The following is a 19,556-nucleotide window of genomic DNA, read 5'->3' as shown; positions in this document are numbered from 1 at the left end:
CGTTAACTTAATTTAGTTTTATACATCTATAAAAAAGAAAAAATATAAATAGCTCAAATAGGTGATAAAATAAGCGTATTTGAGCTTTTCTGTTCGGAAAGAGTATGATATAATAGATGTATAAATATACATCTATAGAAAGGATGATTTTATGCATCAAAATCCTGTGGATTTACCTGAAAGAACAGTCATCATAAAAGGCAGAAGTGGCAGTTATGTGTACTTGACACAAAGGGTTAAATATTCGCCAGAATTAAAACAAACCAGACCAGTAAGAGTAGCTATTGGAAAACTTAACGAAGAAGGAAAGCTGATTCCAAACAGGAACTATTTTGAAATATTTCCATATGAACAGAATGAACCCGGAGATAAAGCAGACTTCGTTATTGCGGGACCTCATTTTGTGGCGGACAAGATAAGTGCTGGGAATGGATTAAAAGAACTGCTGGAGACGATTTTCAAAGATGATTCGGACAAGATCCTGGATATAGCGACATATATGATGATGAGCGAAAATAACGTAATGCAGTATTTTGAAGACTATGGATATAATCACACATTGTTCAGTGCAGAGAACTTCGATGATAATGCGATAGGAAGACTGTTTAAAAAAATAAAAGTAAAGGATATCGATTTGTTCATCAGATCGTGGGTACATATGCATGTTGAGAAGCAAATCTATATAGCTTATGATTCGACGAATATGAACAGTGCTGCAGGAAATCTTGAATTGGCAGAATACGGACATGCGAAGGATCGTGATGAATTACCGCAAGTGAATTTATCAATAGGATATAATCAGACGGATCAGGTGCCTTTATTCTATGAATTGTTTCCGGGAAGCATCATCGACAATACGGAATGTGAAAAGATGGTGGAGAGAGCCCGGCAGTACGGATGCAGGGAAATAGGATTCATACTGGACAGGGGATATTTTTCATTACGGAATATAAGGTATTTCGAAAAGCATAATTATGACTATATACTGATGACGAAGGGGAATGCAAAGTTCATACAGGAAGCGGCAGAAGAAGCAGGAGCAGTATTAAAGAACGGATATTCAAATTATATGCAGGGATACGAACTGTACGGGATGACAGTAGAGAAGGATTTATTCAATACAGGAAAAAAAGAATATGTGCATGTATATTATAATGGAATAGAAGCGGAAAAAGAAAAGATTACGATCAATAACAGATTCAATAAGATGGATGAGGAGTTAGAGAAGAAGAAAGAGAAAAAGATAAAGAAAGCAGAAGATGTGAAAAGCTATGAGAAATATTATCGATTGGGATTTGATGAGAATGGATACTTCATGAATTATCAAAGAAAAGATAACGAAATCATGAAGCTGATAAATAAAGCGGGATATTTTGCGATAGTGACGTCAAAAAAGATGAGTGCAGAAGAAGCGCTGGAAACATATCGGGATAGGGATGCGGTGGAAAAGATATTCAGGATGGAAAAGACATATTTAGGGAATGATGTATTCAGAGTACATTCGGAAGAGAAACTTGAAAGCAAAGTGTTCGTATCATTCATAGCATTGATTATCAGGAATGAGATTTATCAGTCATTAAAGGAATTGTATAAAACGAATAGAAAAGAGTACACAGTACCGAAAGTATTGAAAGATTATGAACGGCTGGGAGTAACTAAATTAGCGGATGAGAAATATCATATAAGATATCGACTGACAAATAAGCAAAAAAAGATATTAAAGGCACTGGGAGCAACAGAAGAAGAATACAGGAAGTTTGTAAATGAACAAATGGATATGTTAGTTAATAATTAACATATCCATTTTATATAGATGTATAATTTTTTGAGAAGTTGACGTTAGATTTAAAAAACATAATTGTCGACAATTAACATAAATTGTTCATCTAATAAAAACTTGTTAATACAACAAGTTCTTTAATGAAAATATGAACAAATAAAGATAATCATAAATATATTTATGATTAATAAGAGTGGAACACCAACTTTAAAAATAGTTTTTTGTGTTTTATGATGGAAACAATGCATTGCGATCAATGTGCCTAAGCTTCCACCTAAAAAAGACAGTGTAAGCAGAACTTTTTCAGGTATACGAAAAGAATGTTTTTTAGCTTTTCTTTTATCTAATCCCATATAGATAAAAGTAATTATATTAATGATGAATAAATAGACAACTAGATAGATCATTTTGATTTTAAAGTCCTTTTTATTTTGCTGGCACAGTTTTTTTCATATTTTAAATTCACTTGACTTAAAATTTGATTAAACACTGTTATGCCATCATGATCACAAGTCTGTTCGTACTCGATTTCATAATCGGTAATGCCATTGTATTCGTTGATGTCAAAACAGAGCTCAGCTTTATCTAATTCGACAACAGCCCGATATGTTACACATTTTCCAAGTTCTATAAGTGGCTGATCTTTTATTAACTGATAAAGGATGTCTTTGATTTCTGAAGTTTTAAAAACTTCTGGTGAATTTTCTTTAACATAACATTCATATTCATGATGTCCTTTTGAGGCAGGAGTTTTAAGCGTAATTAAAAATGTATTATTTTTTTCACGGATTCTTAAGGCACATTTCTGATTTCTTAAGTTGAGAGTTTCTGTATCATAATAATAATTTGTCTGTTTTACAAACATCTTATCTTTATATAAAGCAGATAGTTTTTCAAAACTATCTTTGTTTACTAATATCTTATATTCAACTTCTAAATTATTTATCATTTTCATCACCTATATCTTTATGATACAATAGGGAAGGCAGAAAAGGAAGAAAGAAATGAAAAAGTTTGGTATTGTCGCAAAAAAGGATGAAGCATCGATTCAAATTGAACAGCATTTGAAAGAACAGTTGACTGAAAAAGGATTAGTTTATGATAAAACAAATCCAGAACTGATATTGTGTGTTGGCGGTGATGGAACATTTTTATATGCGGTACATAAATATCTCGATATACTTGAAAATTGTTGTTTTCTTGCCATTCATACAGGAACATTAGGATTTTTTACGGATTATACGGTAGATGAAGTGAATGAATGTATCTTTGATATCGTAAATAAGAATCCTGTGATTCGAAGCGTACCTCTGCTTCAAATAAATTGCGGCAAAGAGGTTTGTTATGCAGTGAATGAAATGAGAATTGAAAATGTAGTTCGTACACAGCTTTTAAATGTGAAAATTGATGGTGTTCCTTTTGAAACTTTCCGTGGCACAGGAATGTGTGTTTCAACACAAGCGGGTTCTACAGCTTATAACCGTTCATTGAAAGGAGCGGTGATCGAAGAAGGACTGAATCTTCTACAGCTGCATGAAATTACCGGAATTCATCATCATAAGTATCGCTCTTTAGGTGTTCCTTATATCATGAATCCTAAAAGAAGAATAGAATTTTTTAGTGATGATTTCAGTGATGCAATTTTGTGTTATGATCAAAAACATATGACTTTAGATCATGTGAAAAATATTGAAGTATCATTGAGTAAAAAAGAGATTCATTTTGCGAAATATCGCAATATTGATTATCTGGAACGATTAAGAGATCTGTATTAAAAAAGTGACTAGTCATAGACATAGTCACTTAATTTTTTTGCTTTAGAAGAAGCATTTAAGATAAAACCTAGAGCAATAAAATAGGAAAGCAGGGAACTTCCGCCATACGAGACAAATGGCAAGGTAATACCAGTGATTGGCAATAGACCAACAACCATACCTATGTTTTGAATTTGCTGATAAACAATCATACCTAAAAAACCACACATCATATATTTTTCAATAGCATTGTCTGATAAAGCAATGATACGATAGATGCGATAATCAAGAGCAAAACATAAGCTCAGTAAGGATAAAGATCCAATAAGACCAAAAGATTGACCAAATATCACAAAAATCAGGTCAGTGTTTGCTTCTGAAAGCTGAATGGTCGTTGGCTGAAGGCCAACTCCTGTGAGTCCGGCAGAACCTAACGCTAAAAGTGAAGTATAAAGCTGATGTCCATCTTCTAATACACTTTCTTCCGGATAGAACCATCCATCAAAACGACTTAGCTGATGATCTTGAAGAAATATATTTAAAATATCTCGTTGGTAAAAATAGAGATAAAGAAATAAAAGTACGATGATCACAATTGCCGTAAAGAAAACTAAAAACCATTCTTTACGAATCCCGGAACATAATACCATCACGACAACACTGATGCCAATGATCAAAACAAGACCTGTATCCGGCTGAAGGAGGATCAGAATTAAAGGAAGAGCACAAAGTTTTGCTACCTTGATAAATAGCTGAATATCTTCTTCATAACTGTTTTCTGTCTTATTTTCATTATGTTCATGAATGATCAGTGCAGTTTTGATGACCAAAACGATTTTCATAAATTCTGAAGGCTGTAAACTACCAAGTCCGGGAATGTTATACCAGCTGATAGCACCGTTGATCTGATCGATCAAACCACCAGGGAGATGATGACTGGTAAGCCGATATAAAACCATATCGATAAATAAGATAACTAAAAGGGCAAGCAGGATCTTATAGATAATCTCAATAAAATCATAAAGCGATTCATTACCGAAGTACAAAATGACGGCAACTGCTACTAAACTGATCAAAACCCAACGGAATTGTGTAAAAACAATATTTGACTGATAAGCTTGAAGCTGTTTTAAAGATGAATAAATGGCAACCAAGCTACAACAAACTAATAAACCTACGACTATGATCAAAATATAATCATACTTCTTTGGTTCTTTTACACGATGAAGATATTTATTCATGAAGTCACTCCTTCTTAAAAGTGTTGTTTGAACTGAACACTTAATAATGTTATTATATATGAGAGGTGATTGTATGTCAAAATGGCATTCATTATTAGAGATACTTCAATTTCCATTAAAAATGCTTTTTATTGGAACATTGTTGCTTGGTATAGGGACAGCTGTCCTCAATCCTAATGTCACATTTTTGTGGCAAATCGATCATCCCGTTTTAATACAGGTTTTTGAATTGCTTCGGTATATGGGGGCAAGTATTATTTATTTTTTTCCATTTCTTGTCTTTATACATATTTTATCACACCGATATGAATCTTCTATGCTTGTAATGATCGGCGTACTTTCTTATGTAGTTATTCATATTTCGATGGTATTCTTTTTAAATCCATCGTTACCAAGTTATTTCTATCAGTCAATTTTTAATGTAACCGAAATTGATTTCACTCAAATGAGCGGAAATCTATCATCGATCAGATTACCATATCAACTCGGTATTTTTGGTTATATCCTTGCCTATGCGGTTACTCATTTCTGTTATATTCGTTCAAGGAAATATTCTATTTTTGGAATTACTTCTTTTGTAGATCATGACACGATGGCTGGAGTTATGACACTTATTCTCAGTGTCTTGTGCGGGATAGGAGTTGCTTATGTATGGCCGCTGGCAACGAATGTGATGAATTCTTTTTTTGAAGTTATCGCAAGCGATATTTCAAATCCGGTAAATTTATTACTGTATGGGATGTATGAAAGAATTAGCGCAGTTTTGGGATTTTTAGATATACCACGACAGATTTTCTGGTTTAGTGATATGGGAGGCAGCTGGCTAAATAATGTAGGGCTGAAGTTTTCAGGTGATGTTGCGATATGGACAGCTCAGCGTCAGGCAGGTATGAGCACAATGACGTCAGGTACTTTCATTACACCTTATTATGTGATTAATCTGTTTATTATGCCGGCATTTTATTTGGCATATTATCGTCTTTGCAGTAATATTGAAGATAAGAAAAGATATCTAGGGTTTTTCATCATTGCTTTTTTACTAACGATTCTTTGTGGTAATCCATTACCTGCGGAAATTATGATGCTGATTTTATCACCAATGCTTTATCTTATATATATCGTTATTGTGGGGTTGTTATATGCCTTCTTACAGATGTTTCACGTGGTGGTTGGATATAACTTTTCAGAATTATTGATGCTGGCAAATCCAGGTAGCGGATTAGACTTATTGGAATATCTAAGAAATCCATATATAGCTTATAATGTTTATAAGCTTTTAGCGGTTGGACTGATCGTTGCAGTTATCTTTTATTTCTTAACTAGAATTTATTTTAAGAAGTATGCTTTAGGTTTATTCCAGATGGTAGATAAAGATAAGATCTGCGAAGAAATCGTAGAGAATCTTGGTGGACTTGATAATATTATTGAAGCTCATTCTACACCGGATAAGCTGACGATTAAATTTGTGAATCGTGAAATGGTAGATTATGATTCTTTGAGGAAAAAAGGTGCTTATTTATTGTTAGAAAGTAGAAATGGTTATTTGATCCGTATCGGTAATATTTCCACGATGATCAAAGACTATATCGTACGTATGAAAAAAGAGAGCATTCAAGAATTTCCACGTGTCCAAAATGAAACAAAAAATGATGAAACAAGCGAATAAAGACCTATTTTGAAAGGTCTTTTTTTGATATAATAAAATGAGTCAGGAGTGATTTTTATGAGTGAAGAAGTTAAATATACCCCAATGATGATGCAGTATCTGGAAGAAAAGAAAAAGTATCAGGATTGTATCGTGTTTTATAGATTAGGTGATTTTTATGAAATGTTTTTTGATGACGCTAAAACAGCAGCACAGGAATTAGATCTTGTCTTAACTGGAAGAAATGCGGGCGTAGAAGAAAGAGTTCCCATGTGCGGGATTCCTTATCATGCCGCAAATGGTTATATTCAAAGATTAACACAAAAAGGATATAAAGTTGCGATTATTGAACAATTGGAAGAGCCGACAGCAGGAAAGATCGTACAGCGTGGCTGTATTAAAATTGTTACTCCGGGAACATGGATGGAAGAAGGCGGTGATGAAAAAGAAAGCTATTTTATTGCTTCAATTGCTGATACGCAGTTTGGACTATCCATTGTGTATTGTGAGATCACAACAGGAGAATGTTATGGACAGCAAGCAGATCGCAGTGTTCAGGCATTGACACGTCTATGTTTAAGTAAAAATGTACGAGAGATCGTTGTTTCGACTAAGTTTGATGCAAAGTTTAAAAAAGTTATTGAAGATCTGAATATCACCCTTTCGACAAATGATAATTTTTATATTCATGACGTATATGAGCCTTTAGTATCTCATATTGATGATGAAGGTATACAAAATGCATTTGCTCAATTGACTAATTATTTAGAAGAAACACAGAAAACGGTCATGTCACATTTAAGTAAAGTTGAAATGATCAGTGAAGAAGAAACGATGCAGATGGATTTTTCTACTCGACAGAATCTAGAACTTACACAGACACTTCGAGCTAATTCAAAATCACAGACGCTTTGGTCTTTTCTTGATCATTGTGAAAGTGCCATGGGTAGCCGAATGCTGAGAAGATGGATCGAAGCACCGCTTATTGATTTGAAGGAAATTAACAAAAGAGAAGATGCAATTGATTATTTAAATGGAAATTTTATTGTGAAGGATGAATTGAAAGAATATCTATCAAATGTTTATGACCTTGAACGATTATGTGCACGAGTAGCAATCTCAACAGCAAACCCTCGAGATTGTGTTCGCCTAGCACAGACACTTTCTGTCATACCTAAGATCTTAGATATTATCCAAGACTGTAAACCTTATGCTTATCTGGCTAAATGTGATCCATGTCAGCCACTTTATGAAAAACTAAAGGGTGCCTTTGTGGATCAGCCAAGTGTACATGTAAAAGATGGCAATGTCTTTGTAGTTGGCTATGATGAAGAACTGGATGAATATCGTCGACTTGGTAAAAGTGGTCAGGAATGGATCTTAGAGTTTGAGGCAAAAGAAAGAGAAAAGACACAGATCAAAAATTTAAAAGTAGGTTATAATCGAGTATTTGGCTATTATATTGAAGTTTCTAAAGGAAATGTACCATTAGTAAAAGATGAATATGGATATGTTCGTAAACAGACACTGACCAATTGTGAGCGTTATGTAACCCAGGAATTGAAAGATCACGAAGATGCGATCCTGCATGCTCAGGAAAGAGCCATTCGTCGTGAAGTCAATTTATTTAATGAATTGATTGCGCAAATTAAAAGTTATTTGCCAAAGTTACATGAATGTGCTCATGCTTGTGCGATCATTGACTGTCTGTATTCATTAGCGGTCGTATCTAATGAGAATGGTTATATCCGTCCTATATTTACTGATAAGCATGAAATTGAAGTGATTGATGGACGCCATCCGATCTTAGAAAAAATGCTGAAAGGAAATCGTTATATTCCTAATTCTTTAGTGATGAAAGAAAATGAGAATGTAAATATCATTACAGGTCCCAATATGGGTGGTAAGTCTACGTTTATGAGACAGATGGCAAGTATCGTGATATTGGCTCAAATTGGCTGTTTCGTCCCAGCTAAAAAAGCTTTGCTGCCGGTTTTTGATAAGATCTTTACAAGAATCGGTGCAAGTGATGATATCATGAGTGGGCAGTCAACCTTCATGGTAGAAATGATGGAAGCAAATCAGGCATTAACTCATGCTACTGAAAATTCATTGATTCTATTTGATGAAATTGGACGTGGAACATCTACTTATGATGGTATGTCATTGGCACATGCAATGATAGAATATATCAATCAGACCATTCATGCGAAAACGCTCTTTTCTACCCATTATCATGAATTAACAGCTTTGGAGGAAGAATATGATTCTATCCGTAATTTACATGTTGAAGTTCATGAAGAAAATGACCATGTAACTTTCCTTTATAAAGTACTTCCAGGTAAAGCAGATAAGAGTTATGGTATCAATGTTGCCCGTTTGGCAAAGTTACCAGAATCTATTCTTGAAAGAGCGAATCAAATATTGGCAGGACTTGAAAATCAGACCAAGCTTGATTTAAATCTGGCAGGACATTATGAATTTAAAAAAGAAGAAAATGTATTTGAGAAACAGCTTTGCGATCAGATTGCACAGATGGATGTAGATGCTCTTTCACCGAAGCAGGCACTTGAATATTTATATAAGCTTCAGGAAAAACTGAATCAGAGATAAGGAGGTCCTATGGCCAAAATAAGACAATTAAGTAAACATATTACGAATATGATCGCTGCCGGAGAGGTCGTTGAAAGACCGATGGGGATCGTTAAGGAATGTGTAGAAAACTCTATTGATGCTCATGCGACACATATTGAAGTACATATTATGGATGGCGGACTTTCTAAAATTACGATCATTGATGATGGTGACGGCATGGATCATGAAGATGCTGCTATGGCTTTTGAACGTCATGCGACAAGTAAAATCAGGGAAGAAAGTGATTTGTGGAATATACATTCATTGGGATTTCGTGGAGAAGCGATTCCTTCGATTGCTTCTGTCAGTGAGGTTACCATGAAGACAAATAATGGTAATGAATCTACGATGATCCAAGTCTTTTATGGAGAAAGAGTCACTTATAAAAAATATGCAACACCAAAAGGAACGCAGATCGATATTGAAAATCTATTTGCGAAAACTCCGGCCCGTTATAAACATTTAAAGACGACACAATATGAATTTTCACTGATCAGTGATGTCATTCAGAAATTTGCGTTAGGATATCCTAATATTTCTTTCCTTCTGACACATAATCAAATCGAAACATTTAAAACCGGAGGAAAAGGAAATCTACAGGAAGTGATCTTTCAGATTTTTGGCAGGGAAACAGCTAAGGGAGCCATTCCTATTTATGGAAAAGATGATGACTATACGATTGAAGGATATGCGATCCAGCCCAATATCAATCGTGCTACTAAATATTATATGTATGTTTATATCAATCAGCGTATGGTACGGCACCCCCGAATCTATAAGGCAATACAAGATGCGTATCATGCTTATATGCCATCTGATCGTTATCCGATCGTTGTCTTAAATGTAACGATGGACGCCCAGCTTTTAGATGTTAATGTTCATCCTTCAAAATGGGAAGTTCGTCTTTCAAAAGAAAAGCAGCTGGAAAATCTTGTTTATACAACGATTCAAAATGCATTGAAAAATAAACTGCAGGTTCCAGAAATGCAGCCTGTAAGAGAGAAAATCAAGGTAGAAATGCCGACTTTTGATATTTATCCAAATGAAGTATCACTTCATCAGGAAGTACATGAAAGCTTCGCAGGATATCAAAGTACAGTGGAAAAAGCACATGAAGAAGAAAAGATAAATGATGTGCAAGAAGAAGTAACAAATGATAATATTGAGGTATCACAACCTAAAGAAGAAAAAAGCATGGACTTTACAGAAACAGTGCAACCTGCAGTAAATCCATCTTTCCCAAATCTTAGCGTTATTGGACAGTTCCATGGCAACTATATACTTGCACAAGGAGATAAAGGTTTATATATCATCGATCAGCATGCAGCACAAGAAAAATATCACTATGAAGTATTACGAAACAACATCTTCAAGCCATGTGATATGCAAACACTTTTAATACCGGAAGTAATCAAGGTATCGCCAGCTATTCTTGTTCAATTAGAAGATATTAACAGGATGCTTGCACATATGCAGCTAAGATGTGAATGCTTTGGTGAAGATGCTTTGATATTGCGTGAAATCCCAATATGGCTCAAAGATACGGATATTACTAAATTTATGCTGGATATTTTTGACTATTATCAGAAAAATCAGCAGATTCAGGCAGAAAGCTTACGTAAGGCAGCCCTTGCGTCATTGGCTTGTCATTCCAGTATCCGTTTTAATCGAAAACTCAATATGGAGGAAATGAAACAAGTCGTAGAAGATCTAAGAAAATGTGAGCAGCCATTCTCTTGTCCGCATGGCCGTCCAACGATGATTTGTATCACCGATGAACAACTGATCAAAGAATTTAGCCGTTAAAGGAGACAATATGAAAAAAATAATCATTCTGGTAGGACCAACAGGGGTAGGAAAAACAAGTTTAAGTCTTGAACTGGCAAAAAAATATGATAGTGAAATCATCAGTGGTGATTCTATGCAAGTGTATAAAGAGATGACAATTGGTACCGCAAAAATTAAACCTGAAGAAATGCAAGGTATCGTTCATCATATGATTGATTGTTTTTCTTATAAAGATGAGTTCAATGTCAAAGTATTTCAAAGTGAAGCCAGAAAATATATTGAACAAATCAGCGCTCAAAACAAAGTAGCGATCATTTGCGGAGGAACAGGATTATATATTAAATCATTATATTATGATTATGAATTTGCAGATGAAGAAGAGGATGAAGAATTTAAAGTTTTCTTACGCTCCAGAAGCAATGATGAATGCTATGGAATGTTGAAAGTGGTAGATCCTAAATCATGCGAAACGATTCATAGAAATAATCGTAAGCGAGTTGAAAGAGCGTTGATGCGAGCTCATTTAGGAAACAAAAAAAGTGAAAAAGAAGAAGCTCAAAAACATCAGCCTATCTATGATGCATATGTAATTGGCTTAACGGCATCACGTGAAACACTTTATGAGCGTATCAATAAAAGAGTTGATCAGATGATGGAAGAAGGTCTTTTAGAAGAAGTGAAGACTTTGATTCATGATGAGTCTGACTGGCAGCTTCAAAGCTTACAAGGAATCGGTTATAAAGAATGGAAGAACTATTTTGAGAATCAAAGTTCACTTGAAGAAACAGTAGAACGAATCAAAAAAAATTCTCGCAATTTTGCGAAAAGACAATATACTTGGTTCAATCATCAGATGAAAGTACATTGGTACAATATTGAAGAAGAACATTATAAAGAAAAAATATTCAAAGACATTGAGAAATGGATAAAAAACTAGCTGTGCAAAGTGCACAGCTTTTGTATTTATAATGAATCCTAACATAGTTATTATAACATAGAAAAATGTAAAAAATAAGGCTAGTACAAAAAGTAAAATAAGATAATATATAAGTGTAATATAGTCATTATCATAATAATGAGAAAAGGGGAGAAGGTGATAATATGATGAAAAAAATACTCATTCTTTTAGGTGGCTGTCTGATAGTGATTGGTGCTTGGGGATTTATAAATTTCATCAAGAACCAGCCGGTAGAAGAGGGAACGATTTTTAATGATCCTGATGCAGGAGGCCAAATGACTTCAAATGAAGTCAAATTTGAATATATCCTGGAAAAAGATGAACGATATATTAGAGCATATTCTGCAGCAGGAAGTCCTTTAAACCATTATTTTTATGGTTTAGACTTTGTGGAAACAAATGAGCCGGCAGATGAAGAGTGGATTTATCGAATTACTTATAATAAAGATATTGATGGAGCTGTTGTCTTGTTAAGTGAAGATTCATTAAGCGTAGATGGTATCAAATATGTTGCAGATGTTGATGATCCTGAAGAGTATTATCAGCTCATATTTGATCAGATTGCTCATTTATATGAAAAGCTTGAAGAATATAAAGTGGATGTCAGGTGATATTATGAAGAAAAAAATTGTTTTAATTGGAATAGGGGCAATTGTAGTCATTGGATGTATAGCTTTTGCTTTACTTCAACGTCAAAGTCCAAAGAAAATGGATGAATCTTTATTTTACGATGCCCTGTGTTATAAAATAGAGTCTGCACAAAAAGAGGAAGATGTTTTTGTGACAAGAGCAGATGGGTTCTCAACAATCGATATTTTTGCTTCCATTTCTAATAATTTAGTAGTGACAGATGATCCATTTGAAGGAGATTGGATTTATAAGATAACTTTTAATGGGAATGATTATTGCGGTTCTTGTGAAGAAGTGATCGTTTTAGTCAATGAAACATCCATGAGCGTAAATGGAGAAAACTTTGTTCCTAATGATGAACAGGACGCAGACTATATGGATTATATATTAGAAAGATTATTGATTCAGTATGATTATTATTACGAATATAGTGAATAAAAAAAGTATGATATCTGATATGGATATGAAATCGGATATCATGCTTTTTATTTGTAAGAGGATCATACTCAAAATAATAAGTTATGATCTATTTATTTTATGATTTCAATTACATCAATAATTAAACGATATACAGCCCATATAGCTAGAAATAAATATAATGGAATTGATATCATCTTTCTTGTTTTTGTTAGATTTTTAAATCTATTTTTCACAAAATCAATACATACCCAAAGCATCAATATGTGAACGATCATATCGAGTATCATCTTCCATGTCATAATGTTAACCTCCATTCTTGTATTTCTATCGTAGGCATTGATCATAGAATAATTTATGATGTAATGAAGAAGTTTACTTTTGATGCATATCGATCCATAATTGGATCTGTTTTTTTACTGGTGGAGAAATATTATCAGGAATAGTTTCGATTGAAAAGAATTGTAGATCATCAACTTCATCTTTTTGAGGTGTAAGCGTACCTGAATAATGTTTACATAAGAATACGATATCAATATTTGACACTTCATCGCCATTTGGATAAATATAATGCAGATCTTTTCCACTGAAAACGCCAAAAAGTTCTAAGTCATGTGCAATCAGACCAGTTTCTTCAAAAAGTTCTCTTTTGGCAGCGTTTTCCACCTCTTCATCTAGCTCAACAGAGCCACCGGGATATCCCCAGCAATGATTATCCCTTCTTAATTGAAGCAAAATGCGATTGTCTTCATCTTCTACGATGACACTTGCTCCTACTTGAAGCAGTGGACGATGCCCAACTATTTTCCGTAGATCCATGATATAATCTGACATTTATTATCCTCCACTATACATCTATAATAAAGGATTCATGAAAAGATGTAAAGATATGGAAATAAATCAAAATACTATAAAAAATATCAAAACAACCAACAGTTGAGCTTAAAACAACCGTAAGTTGGCTGGTTCAACTGTGAAGTTATTTACTTTTATCTATATGGAATTTAAAATGAGGACAGAAAGAAGGGAATTACGATGGAAAAATTCAATATCTTATCAGCATTAAAAAAACAGCTTAAATTGATTAAAGAAGCAAATATGAGATATTTATATATATGTTATGTAATAAGTGCTCTTTTTGGAGGGATGATTCCTATTATTTCCGTTTTTTATGCGAAACTGATCATTGATGTTATTCAGGGGTCTAAAGATCAGCAGGAATTGATCATGAGAGTTATTGTACTAACTGTAACAAGCGTAGTATGTTTCTCGGTAAAGACAATGGTAGGAGGATATGCTGAAAGTAAGTATATTCGTTTAAGACAGAATGAATTTAATCGTTGTGCAATGTTTTATCATGATGTTGATTATAAATATATCGAAGATTCTCGTTTTCAAGACCATGTAAATGTAGGGTTTCAAGCTTTAGAAAGTGATGGCGTTGGTTTCCAGCATGTGTATCATATGTTAGGCATACTGGCAGCTGATTTTATAAGTATCATAATTTTCTTTATCTTGATCAGCCAATTTAGTATCTGGATCGGTATCATCTGTGTATTGGCAACTGTTATGATTACCTGGATCAATCGTTCAATTTCTAATTATGCACATTTAAGGGAAGATGATAAAGCAAAGGCTTTTCGTCAATCTCATTATTTCAATAATACATGTTCTGATTTTACTTATGGTAAAGATATACGTGTTTTTGAACTTAAATTTCCTCTTCTTAAAATTTATCAGGATAAATCAAAACAATATATTCGAGTCATTCGTGAAATTGAAGATAAAAAATTAAGAATTGGGCTTATGGAGTTGGCAGTGCTTTTGATTCAAGATGTTCTTTCGTATTATTTGATCGTGCAGGGATTTTTTAATGGCAGACTTGATCTGGCTTCTGTATCGCTATATCTCTCAGCAGTTGTTGGTTTTACAACAATCATGCGTACTTTTTCAGAAAATCTTTCAATCATGCTGACTGATCTAAAATTAAGCAGTACTTATTTTGAAATGATTACAGATCAAAGCTATTATAGTGAAGATCAAGGAAGAAATGCATTAGATGAAGAAATACCAATTGAAATAGAATTTAAAAATGTAAGCTTCCGTTATCCGAATACTGAAAGATATATTCTTAAAGATTTTAATTTTAAGATCCACGCTAAAGAGAAATTAGCCATTGTTGGAACAAATGGTGCAGGAAAAACAACGATCGTGAAACTGATTTGCGGTTTATTTGAACCAGAGAGTGGTGAAATACTTATAAATGGTATAAGTATGAAAGAATTTTGTAAACAGGAATATTATAAGATGTTTAGTGCTGTATTTCAGGATTTTGAAATTTATGCGGGTACGATTCTTGAAAATGTAATTGGTAATGATATAGATGAGTCATCAAAAAAGAGAGGAAAGATGTGTTTAAACCGGGTAGGTTTGAAAGAAAAAATAGAAAGTTTACCATCAGGTTATGATACACCTTTAGTAAAAAGTATTGATCCAGAAGGAGTTGATCTTTCCGGAGGACAAAAACAGAAGATTGCGATTGCTCGTGCTTTATATAAGAATGGCAATGTTGTTATTCTTGATGAGCCAACAAGTGCGCTAGATGCTTTAGCTGAAGCCGATATCTATCAGTCTTTTGACGATCTGGTATCAAATAAAACAGCAATTTATATTTCTCACCGTCTTTCATCTACAAAGTTTTGTGATAAAATTGCTTTCTTTGATGAAAATGGTTTGCAGGAATATGGCACTCATGAAGAACTGATGGCTTTAAAAAAAGGATATTATCATATGTTTGAAGTACAGGGACAGTATTATCAGGAAGGGGTTGAGAAAGATGGAAGAAAAGAATGTTTTGCCTAGATTTGTGAGATTTGCTTATCAGGCACATAAAAAATTTTTCTATGTCATGATGTTTTCTTCATTAGTAACATCAGCACAAACTATATTCAGCGCTTATACCATTTCGCTTCTCATTGGCTGTATTGAAAAGGGGCAATTAGAGAGAGCCTATCAGATGGTAGCATTAATAGCTGTTGTAGAAATCATCCTTCTTTTACTAAATAAATTGATGAAACGTCTCTTAGAAATTCATCGTGTAGCTATGCAGGAAATCATCAATCAAAAAACTTCAGAAAAAATCATGTCTTTACCATTTGCATATTTGGAGGATCCTTATTATATGGAATTAAAGAAAAATGTACAAATGGGAATTAATAATATGGGTGCCGTTTATCTATTGTGTGATGGATTTTTTAAAATCATATCAAATATTTTATCCTTGGCAGGGCTTGGACTTATTATCTTTACTTTCGATCCAGTCTTAGTAGCTATATTGTTGATTGGCATCCTTTTGAATATCATTTTAGTTAAATTATCCATGAGATCACAGATCCGGTTTTTTCATGAGCTATTACCGATCAATTATAAATATGGTTATTATATGGATACGATCATCTCAGATAAAAATGGTAAAGACTTTAGATTATATTCTCAATTTAATCTCTTATTTAAAAAATTTAATGGCTTTGCGGAAATCGTTGCCAGTTATTTCACTTCTTTTAATCTTGAACAGTCTTTCTATCAGACACTTATTTCTATTGTGCGTTATGTGCAAATGGCCTTTGTATATGCATTAGTAGGAATCAAAACTATTGTAACGATGACTAATATTTCAAGTTTTTCACTAACTGTATCGGCTGCCATCAGTTTTTCAGATTGTATCACAAATATGATTCAAGTCAGCAGTAATTTTATGCGTTCGATTGAATATGTAAAACCTCTTCTTGAATTATTGGATATTCAAGAAGATCAGCATGAAGGAAAAGTAGAATTGAAAGAAATTAGAAGCATTACCTTTGATCATGTCAGTTTTGCTTACCCAAATACAGATAAGCTGATATTAGATGATATTACGTTTACAATTTATAGAAATGAAAAAATTTCTATCGTTGGATTAAATGGTGCAGGAAAAACGACGATCGTAAAATTGATTTGTCGTTTATATGAACCAACAAAAGGACAGATCTTAATAAATGATGTACCTATTTGTGAATATGATCATCGTTCTTATATGTCAATGGTCAGCAGTGTTTTTCAGGATTATAAAATGTTTGCGATTACGATCAAGGATAATATATCTTTTCATATTGATGAAGAAAAGGCGAGAGAGCTTTCTTATGATACCGGAGTTGGAGAAGTTATTGAACAATTACCAAATAAGTGGCAATCAATTCTTTCTAAAGCTTATGATGAAAAGGGTGTGGAGCTTTCAGGAGGACAAAATCAAAAAATTGCAATTGCTCGAGCATTAGCAAAACCGGCAGATTTATTGATTCTGGATGAACCTACAAGTGCGTTAGACCCAATAGCAGAAGCAGAGATTTATGAAAATTTCAATGAATTGGCAAAAGAGAGAATGGCCATCTATATTTCACATCGTATGTCCTCTTCTATTTTCTGTGATCGTATTTTAGTGATTGATGGCGGTAGGATCAGTGATTTTGATACACATAAAAATTTAATGGAAAAGAAAGAAAGTCTTTATTATAAATTGTTTATGACCCAAGCGCAAAACTATGCTTTATAAAAAAAGAGTCTTTGAATTTTAATAATAATTTATATTATATTAAACGGCTATAAATATACTTCATTTATATTTATAGCCGTATTTAACTAGTTAGCTTCTCGGAATTGAATTTCGATCGTATAGTCTTCTTTGATCTGTGGTATCATCTCTAAAAAACTTCTGATCGCATTTTGAACACGAGTTGCTGCTTCGCTCAAAAAGCCATTTTCAATAGCTTCTTCTTCCACAACACTTTTTTGATTAGAAGCAAATGTCTTATAGTCATTGATACTAATAGGATTAAAGATATTTTTTGTTTCATCATAGACTTCAATACTGTCTTCATCGATTAAATTACTGATAATTTCAACATCAGGCAATAAAACGGTAATGTTTTTATCATCTACAGATATTTCAATATGGCTCATATCGATTCCTGCTTGAAGAGTTCCTGAATATGTGAGCAGAAAACTCTTCTTGGTAAGTGGAATATCCCATCCATTGAGTTCAAGCGAATTTTCAAACTTACCTACTTTGGTATAGTTGTACTCTAAGACCGCTAAATCCGAGATTTCTTGAAGCTGTTGTTGTAAAGAAGTAGAAGTGATTTCGGGTTCACTATTTTTACCAGCAAACATCATACCAGCAAAGAAAATGAGACAAGCTACGATTACTAAGAAAAGTAAACTAAAAATTGTTTTTCGTGTATTACGAATTTTTTCAAAAAATTTCATGAGACATCCCCCTTTCCCATCTACATGTAGAATTATACCATGCATTTTTATATTTCTTTACTAATTATTACAAATTCGTTAGAATTCAAATATATAAGTAAGATAGTCTATTTTATTTTACAAAATCTTTATATTTTTTTCATAGAATAATGATGAAAATTATAAAAGGAAAAGAATAATTTATCTATATTTTACATATAATTTACATAAAAATGAGTTTTTGTTAATAATTTACGTAATTAAGAGATAATTTTTTATTAGAATTTACAAATTATATATATACTTGAGAGGCCTTGTGGTAAAATAATGTATGAAATGTCATGATAAATATGACAGAAAAGGAGCATAGAATGTCGATTAGCTTAACAGAGTATCTTAATCAGCTTGCTGCCAATCCTGCACTAATCATTATTTCTATATTAACATTAGGGGTCGTATTAGTGAATGGATGGACGGATGCGCCAAATGCAATTGCGACATGTGTATCAACACGATCAATGACGCCACGGAAAGCCATTATGATGGCGGCTGTCTTCAACTTCTTGGGAGTCTTTGTGATGACCATGATCAATGCAACCGTTGTGCAAACCATTTATAACATGGTTGATTTTGGCGGAGATCCTCATAGTGCACTGACAGCGTTATGTGCAGCGTTATTTGCGATTGTATTATGGGCTACAGCTGCCTGGTATTTTGGAATACCAACAAGTGAATCTCATGCGTTAATTGCCGGATTATCTGGTGCTGCAATAGCTCTTCAAGGAGGATTTGGCGGAATTAATGGCAGTGAGTGGATCAATGTAATTTATGGTTTAGTGCTTTCATCTATCTTAGGATTTGCGATGGGCTGGATCGTCGTAAAAGGTGTAGAACTCATATTTCGAAATATAGATCGAAGGAAGACACAGGGATTCTTTCAAAAAGCACAGATTACCGGTGGTGCTGCAATGGCTTTTATGCATGGAGCACAAGATGGTCAGAAGTTCATGGGTGTGTTTATGTTGGGAATGTTTCTTGCCCAAGGACAGGCAAATGCCGAAAACTTTGTTATTCCGGTTTGGCTGATGATCCTATGTTCAGCTGTGATGGCTTTTGGAACCTCTATCGGAGGTTATAAAATCATCAAGGCTGTAGGTATGGATATGGTAAGACTAGAGAAATATCAGGGTTTCTCTGCAGATATTGCGGCAGCAGGGTGTCTTCTAATTGCTTCTGTAACAGGAATACCGGTTAGTACGACACATACTAAAAATACTGCCATCATGGGTGTGGCAGCTGCGAAAAGATTGAGCGCTGTAGACTGGGGAATTGTTAAAGAGATGGTTTGGACATGGATTCTAACATTCCCAGGTTGTGGTTTGATTGGATATATTATGGCACAAGTATTTATGTGGATATTCTAAAAAGG

At 33.7% G+C, this 19,556-nt stretch carries 17 protein-coding genes; 11 read left to right on the top strand and 6 right to left on the bottom strand.

Annotation, left to right across the window (positions count from 1 at the left end; all coding sequences use genetic code 11):
- Positions 1 to 151 precede the first annotated feature (151 nt).
- Positions 152 to 1,795 (top strand): IS1634 family transposase, encoded by a 1,644-nt coding sequence (locus BQ5367_RS02660; protein WP_071440588.1) that lies wholly within the window; start codon positions 152 to 154, stop codon positions 1,793 to 1,795.
- Between the two features lie 122 nt (positions 1,796 to 1,917).
- Here BQ5367_RS02660 and BQ5367_RS02655 read toward each other — a convergent pair whose 3' ends face one another.
- Both BQ5367_RS02655 and BQ5367_RS02650 read right to left on the bottom strand, forming a co-directional pair.
- Positions 1,918 to 2,187 carry a DUF1294 domain-containing protein gene (locus BQ5367_RS02655; RefSeq protein WP_071441019.1) on the bottom strand — a complete coding sequence of 90 codons (270 nt, stop codon included), beginning with the start codon at positions 2,185 to 2,187 and terminating at the stop codon, positions 1,918 to 1,920.
- Entirely contained in the window at positions 2,184 to 2,729 is a 546-nt protein-coding gene (locus tag BQ5367_RS02650; RefSeq protein ID WP_071441018.1) for a CYTH domain-containing protein, read from the bottom strand. Before BQ5367_RS02650 ends, BQ5367_RS02655 begins: the two co-directional genes overlap by 4 nt.
- Positions 2,730 to 2,784: 55 nt before the next feature.
- On the opposite strand from BQ5367_RS02650, the gene BQ5367_RS02645 reads away from it, so the two are divergent.
- The gene (locus tag BQ5367_RS02645) at positions 2,785 to 3,555 is read left to right on the top strand and encodes an NAD kinase (protein WP_071441017.1); all 771 of its coding nucleotides are present in this window, start codon (positions 2,785 to 2,787) and stop codon (positions 3,553 to 3,555) included.
- An 8-nt stretch (positions 3,556 to 3,563) separates the two neighbouring features.
- On the opposite strand, the gene BQ5367_RS02640 is transcribed toward BQ5367_RS02645, so the two are convergent.
- Positions 3,564 to 4,775: an FtsW/RodA/SpoVE family cell cycle protein gene (locus tag BQ5367_RS02640; protein ID WP_071441016.1), complete on the bottom strand. Its 1,212-nt coding sequence runs from the start codon at positions 4,773 to 4,775 to the stop codon at positions 3,564 to 3,566.
- Between the two features lie 73 nt (positions 4,776 to 4,848).
- On the opposite strand from BQ5367_RS02640, the gene BQ5367_RS02635 reads away from it, so the two are divergent.
- From BQ5367_RS02635 to BQ5367_RS02610, 6 genes are all read left to right on the top strand, one after another.
- The gene (locus tag BQ5367_RS02635) at positions 4,849 to 6,441 is read left to right on the top strand and encodes a hypothetical protein (RefSeq protein ID WP_071441015.1); all 1,593 of its coding nucleotides are present in this window, start codon (positions 4,849 to 4,851) and stop codon (positions 6,439 to 6,441) included.
- Positions 6,442 to 6,498: 57 nt separating this feature from the next.
- A complete protein-coding gene (gene mutS / locus BQ5367_RS02630) occupies positions 6,499 to 9,033 on the top strand; it encodes a DNA mismatch repair protein MutS (RefSeq protein WP_071441014.1) in 2,535 nt (844 codons plus the stop codon).
- Between the two features lie 9 nt (positions 9,034 to 9,042).
- On the top strand, positions 9,043 to 10,860 hold the full coding sequence (mutL, locus tag BQ5367_RS02625) for a DNA mismatch repair endonuclease MutL (protein WP_071441013.1): 1,818 nt from the start codon (positions 9,043 to 9,045) through the stop codon (positions 10,858 to 10,860).
- Positions 10,861 to 10,870: 10 nt separating this feature from the next.
- Entirely contained in the window at positions 10,871 to 11,779 is a 909-nt protein-coding gene (gene miaA / locus BQ5367_RS02620; RefSeq protein ID WP_071441012.1) for a tRNA (adenosine(37)-N6)-dimethylallyltransferase MiaA, read from the top strand.
- A 164-nt stretch (positions 11,780 to 11,943) separates the two neighbouring features.
- Positions 11,944 to 12,411, top strand: coding sequence for a hypothetical protein (locus BQ5367_RS02615; RefSeq protein WP_071441011.1), 468 nt, complete (start codon positions 11,944 to 11,946; stop codon positions 12,409 to 12,411).
- A gap of 4 nt (positions 12,412 to 12,415) precedes the next feature.
- Positions 12,416 to 12,868 carry a hypothetical protein gene (locus tag BQ5367_RS02610; RefSeq protein WP_071441010.1) on the top strand — a complete coding sequence of 151 codons (453 nt, stop codon included), beginning with the start codon at positions 12,416 to 12,418 and terminating at the stop codon, positions 12,866 to 12,868.
- A 92-nt stretch (positions 12,869 to 12,960) separates the two neighbouring features.
- On the opposite strand, the gene BQ5367_RS02605 is transcribed toward BQ5367_RS02610, so the two are convergent.
- Together BQ5367_RS02605 and BQ5367_RS02600 are read right to left on the bottom strand one after the other, a co-directional pair.
- On the bottom strand, positions 12,961 to 13,149 hold the full coding sequence (locus BQ5367_RS02605) for a hypothetical protein (protein WP_071441009.1): 189 nt from the start codon (positions 13,147 to 13,149) through the stop codon (positions 12,961 to 12,963).
- Between the two features lie 73 nt (positions 13,150 to 13,222).
- Positions 13,223 to 13,681, bottom strand: coding sequence for an NUDIX hydrolase (locus BQ5367_RS02600; protein ID WP_071441008.1), 459 nt, complete (start codon positions 13,679 to 13,681; stop codon positions 13,223 to 13,225).
- Between the two features lie 201 nt (positions 13,682 to 13,882).
- On the opposite strand from BQ5367_RS02600, the gene BQ5367_RS02595 reads away from it, so the two are divergent.
- Both BQ5367_RS02595 and BQ5367_RS02590 read left to right on the top strand, forming a co-directional pair.
- A complete protein-coding gene (locus BQ5367_RS02595; protein WP_071441007.1) occupies positions 13,883 to 15,709 on the top strand; it encodes an ABC transporter ATP-binding protein in 1,827 nt (608 codons plus the stop codon).
- Entirely contained in the window at positions 15,684 to 17,435 is a 1,752-nt protein-coding gene (locus BQ5367_RS02590) for an ABC transporter ATP-binding protein (protein WP_071441006.1), read from the top strand. The genes BQ5367_RS02595 and BQ5367_RS02590 overlap by 26 nt, the downstream gene beginning before the upstream one ends.
- A gap of 86 nt (positions 17,436 to 17,521) precedes the next feature.
- Here BQ5367_RS02590 and BQ5367_RS02585 read toward each other — a convergent pair whose 3' ends face one another.
- Positions 17,522 to 18,148, bottom strand: coding sequence for a DUF4230 domain-containing protein (locus BQ5367_RS02585; protein ID WP_071441005.1), 627 nt, complete (start codon positions 18,146 to 18,148; stop codon positions 17,522 to 17,524).
- 350 nt (positions 18,149 to 18,498) lie between these two features.
- Here BQ5367_RS02585 and BQ5367_RS02580 point away from each other — a divergent pair, with 350 nt between their 5' ends.
- The gene (locus tag BQ5367_RS02580; RefSeq protein ID WP_071441004.1) at positions 18,499 to 19,551 is read left to right on the top strand and encodes an inorganic phosphate transporter; all 1,053 of its coding nucleotides are present in this window, start codon (positions 18,499 to 18,501) and stop codon (positions 19,549 to 19,551) included.
- Positions 19,552 to 19,556 lie beyond the last annotated feature (5 nt).

Source organism: Traorella massiliensis (assembly GCF_900104665.1).
Lineage (GTDB): Bacteria > Bacillota_I > Bacilli_A > Erysipelotrichales > Erysipelotrichaceae > Traorella > Traorella massiliensis.
The sequence above is the reverse complement of the archived record's forward strand: the minus strand, read 5'-3'. Positions and strand labels throughout refer to the sequence as shown.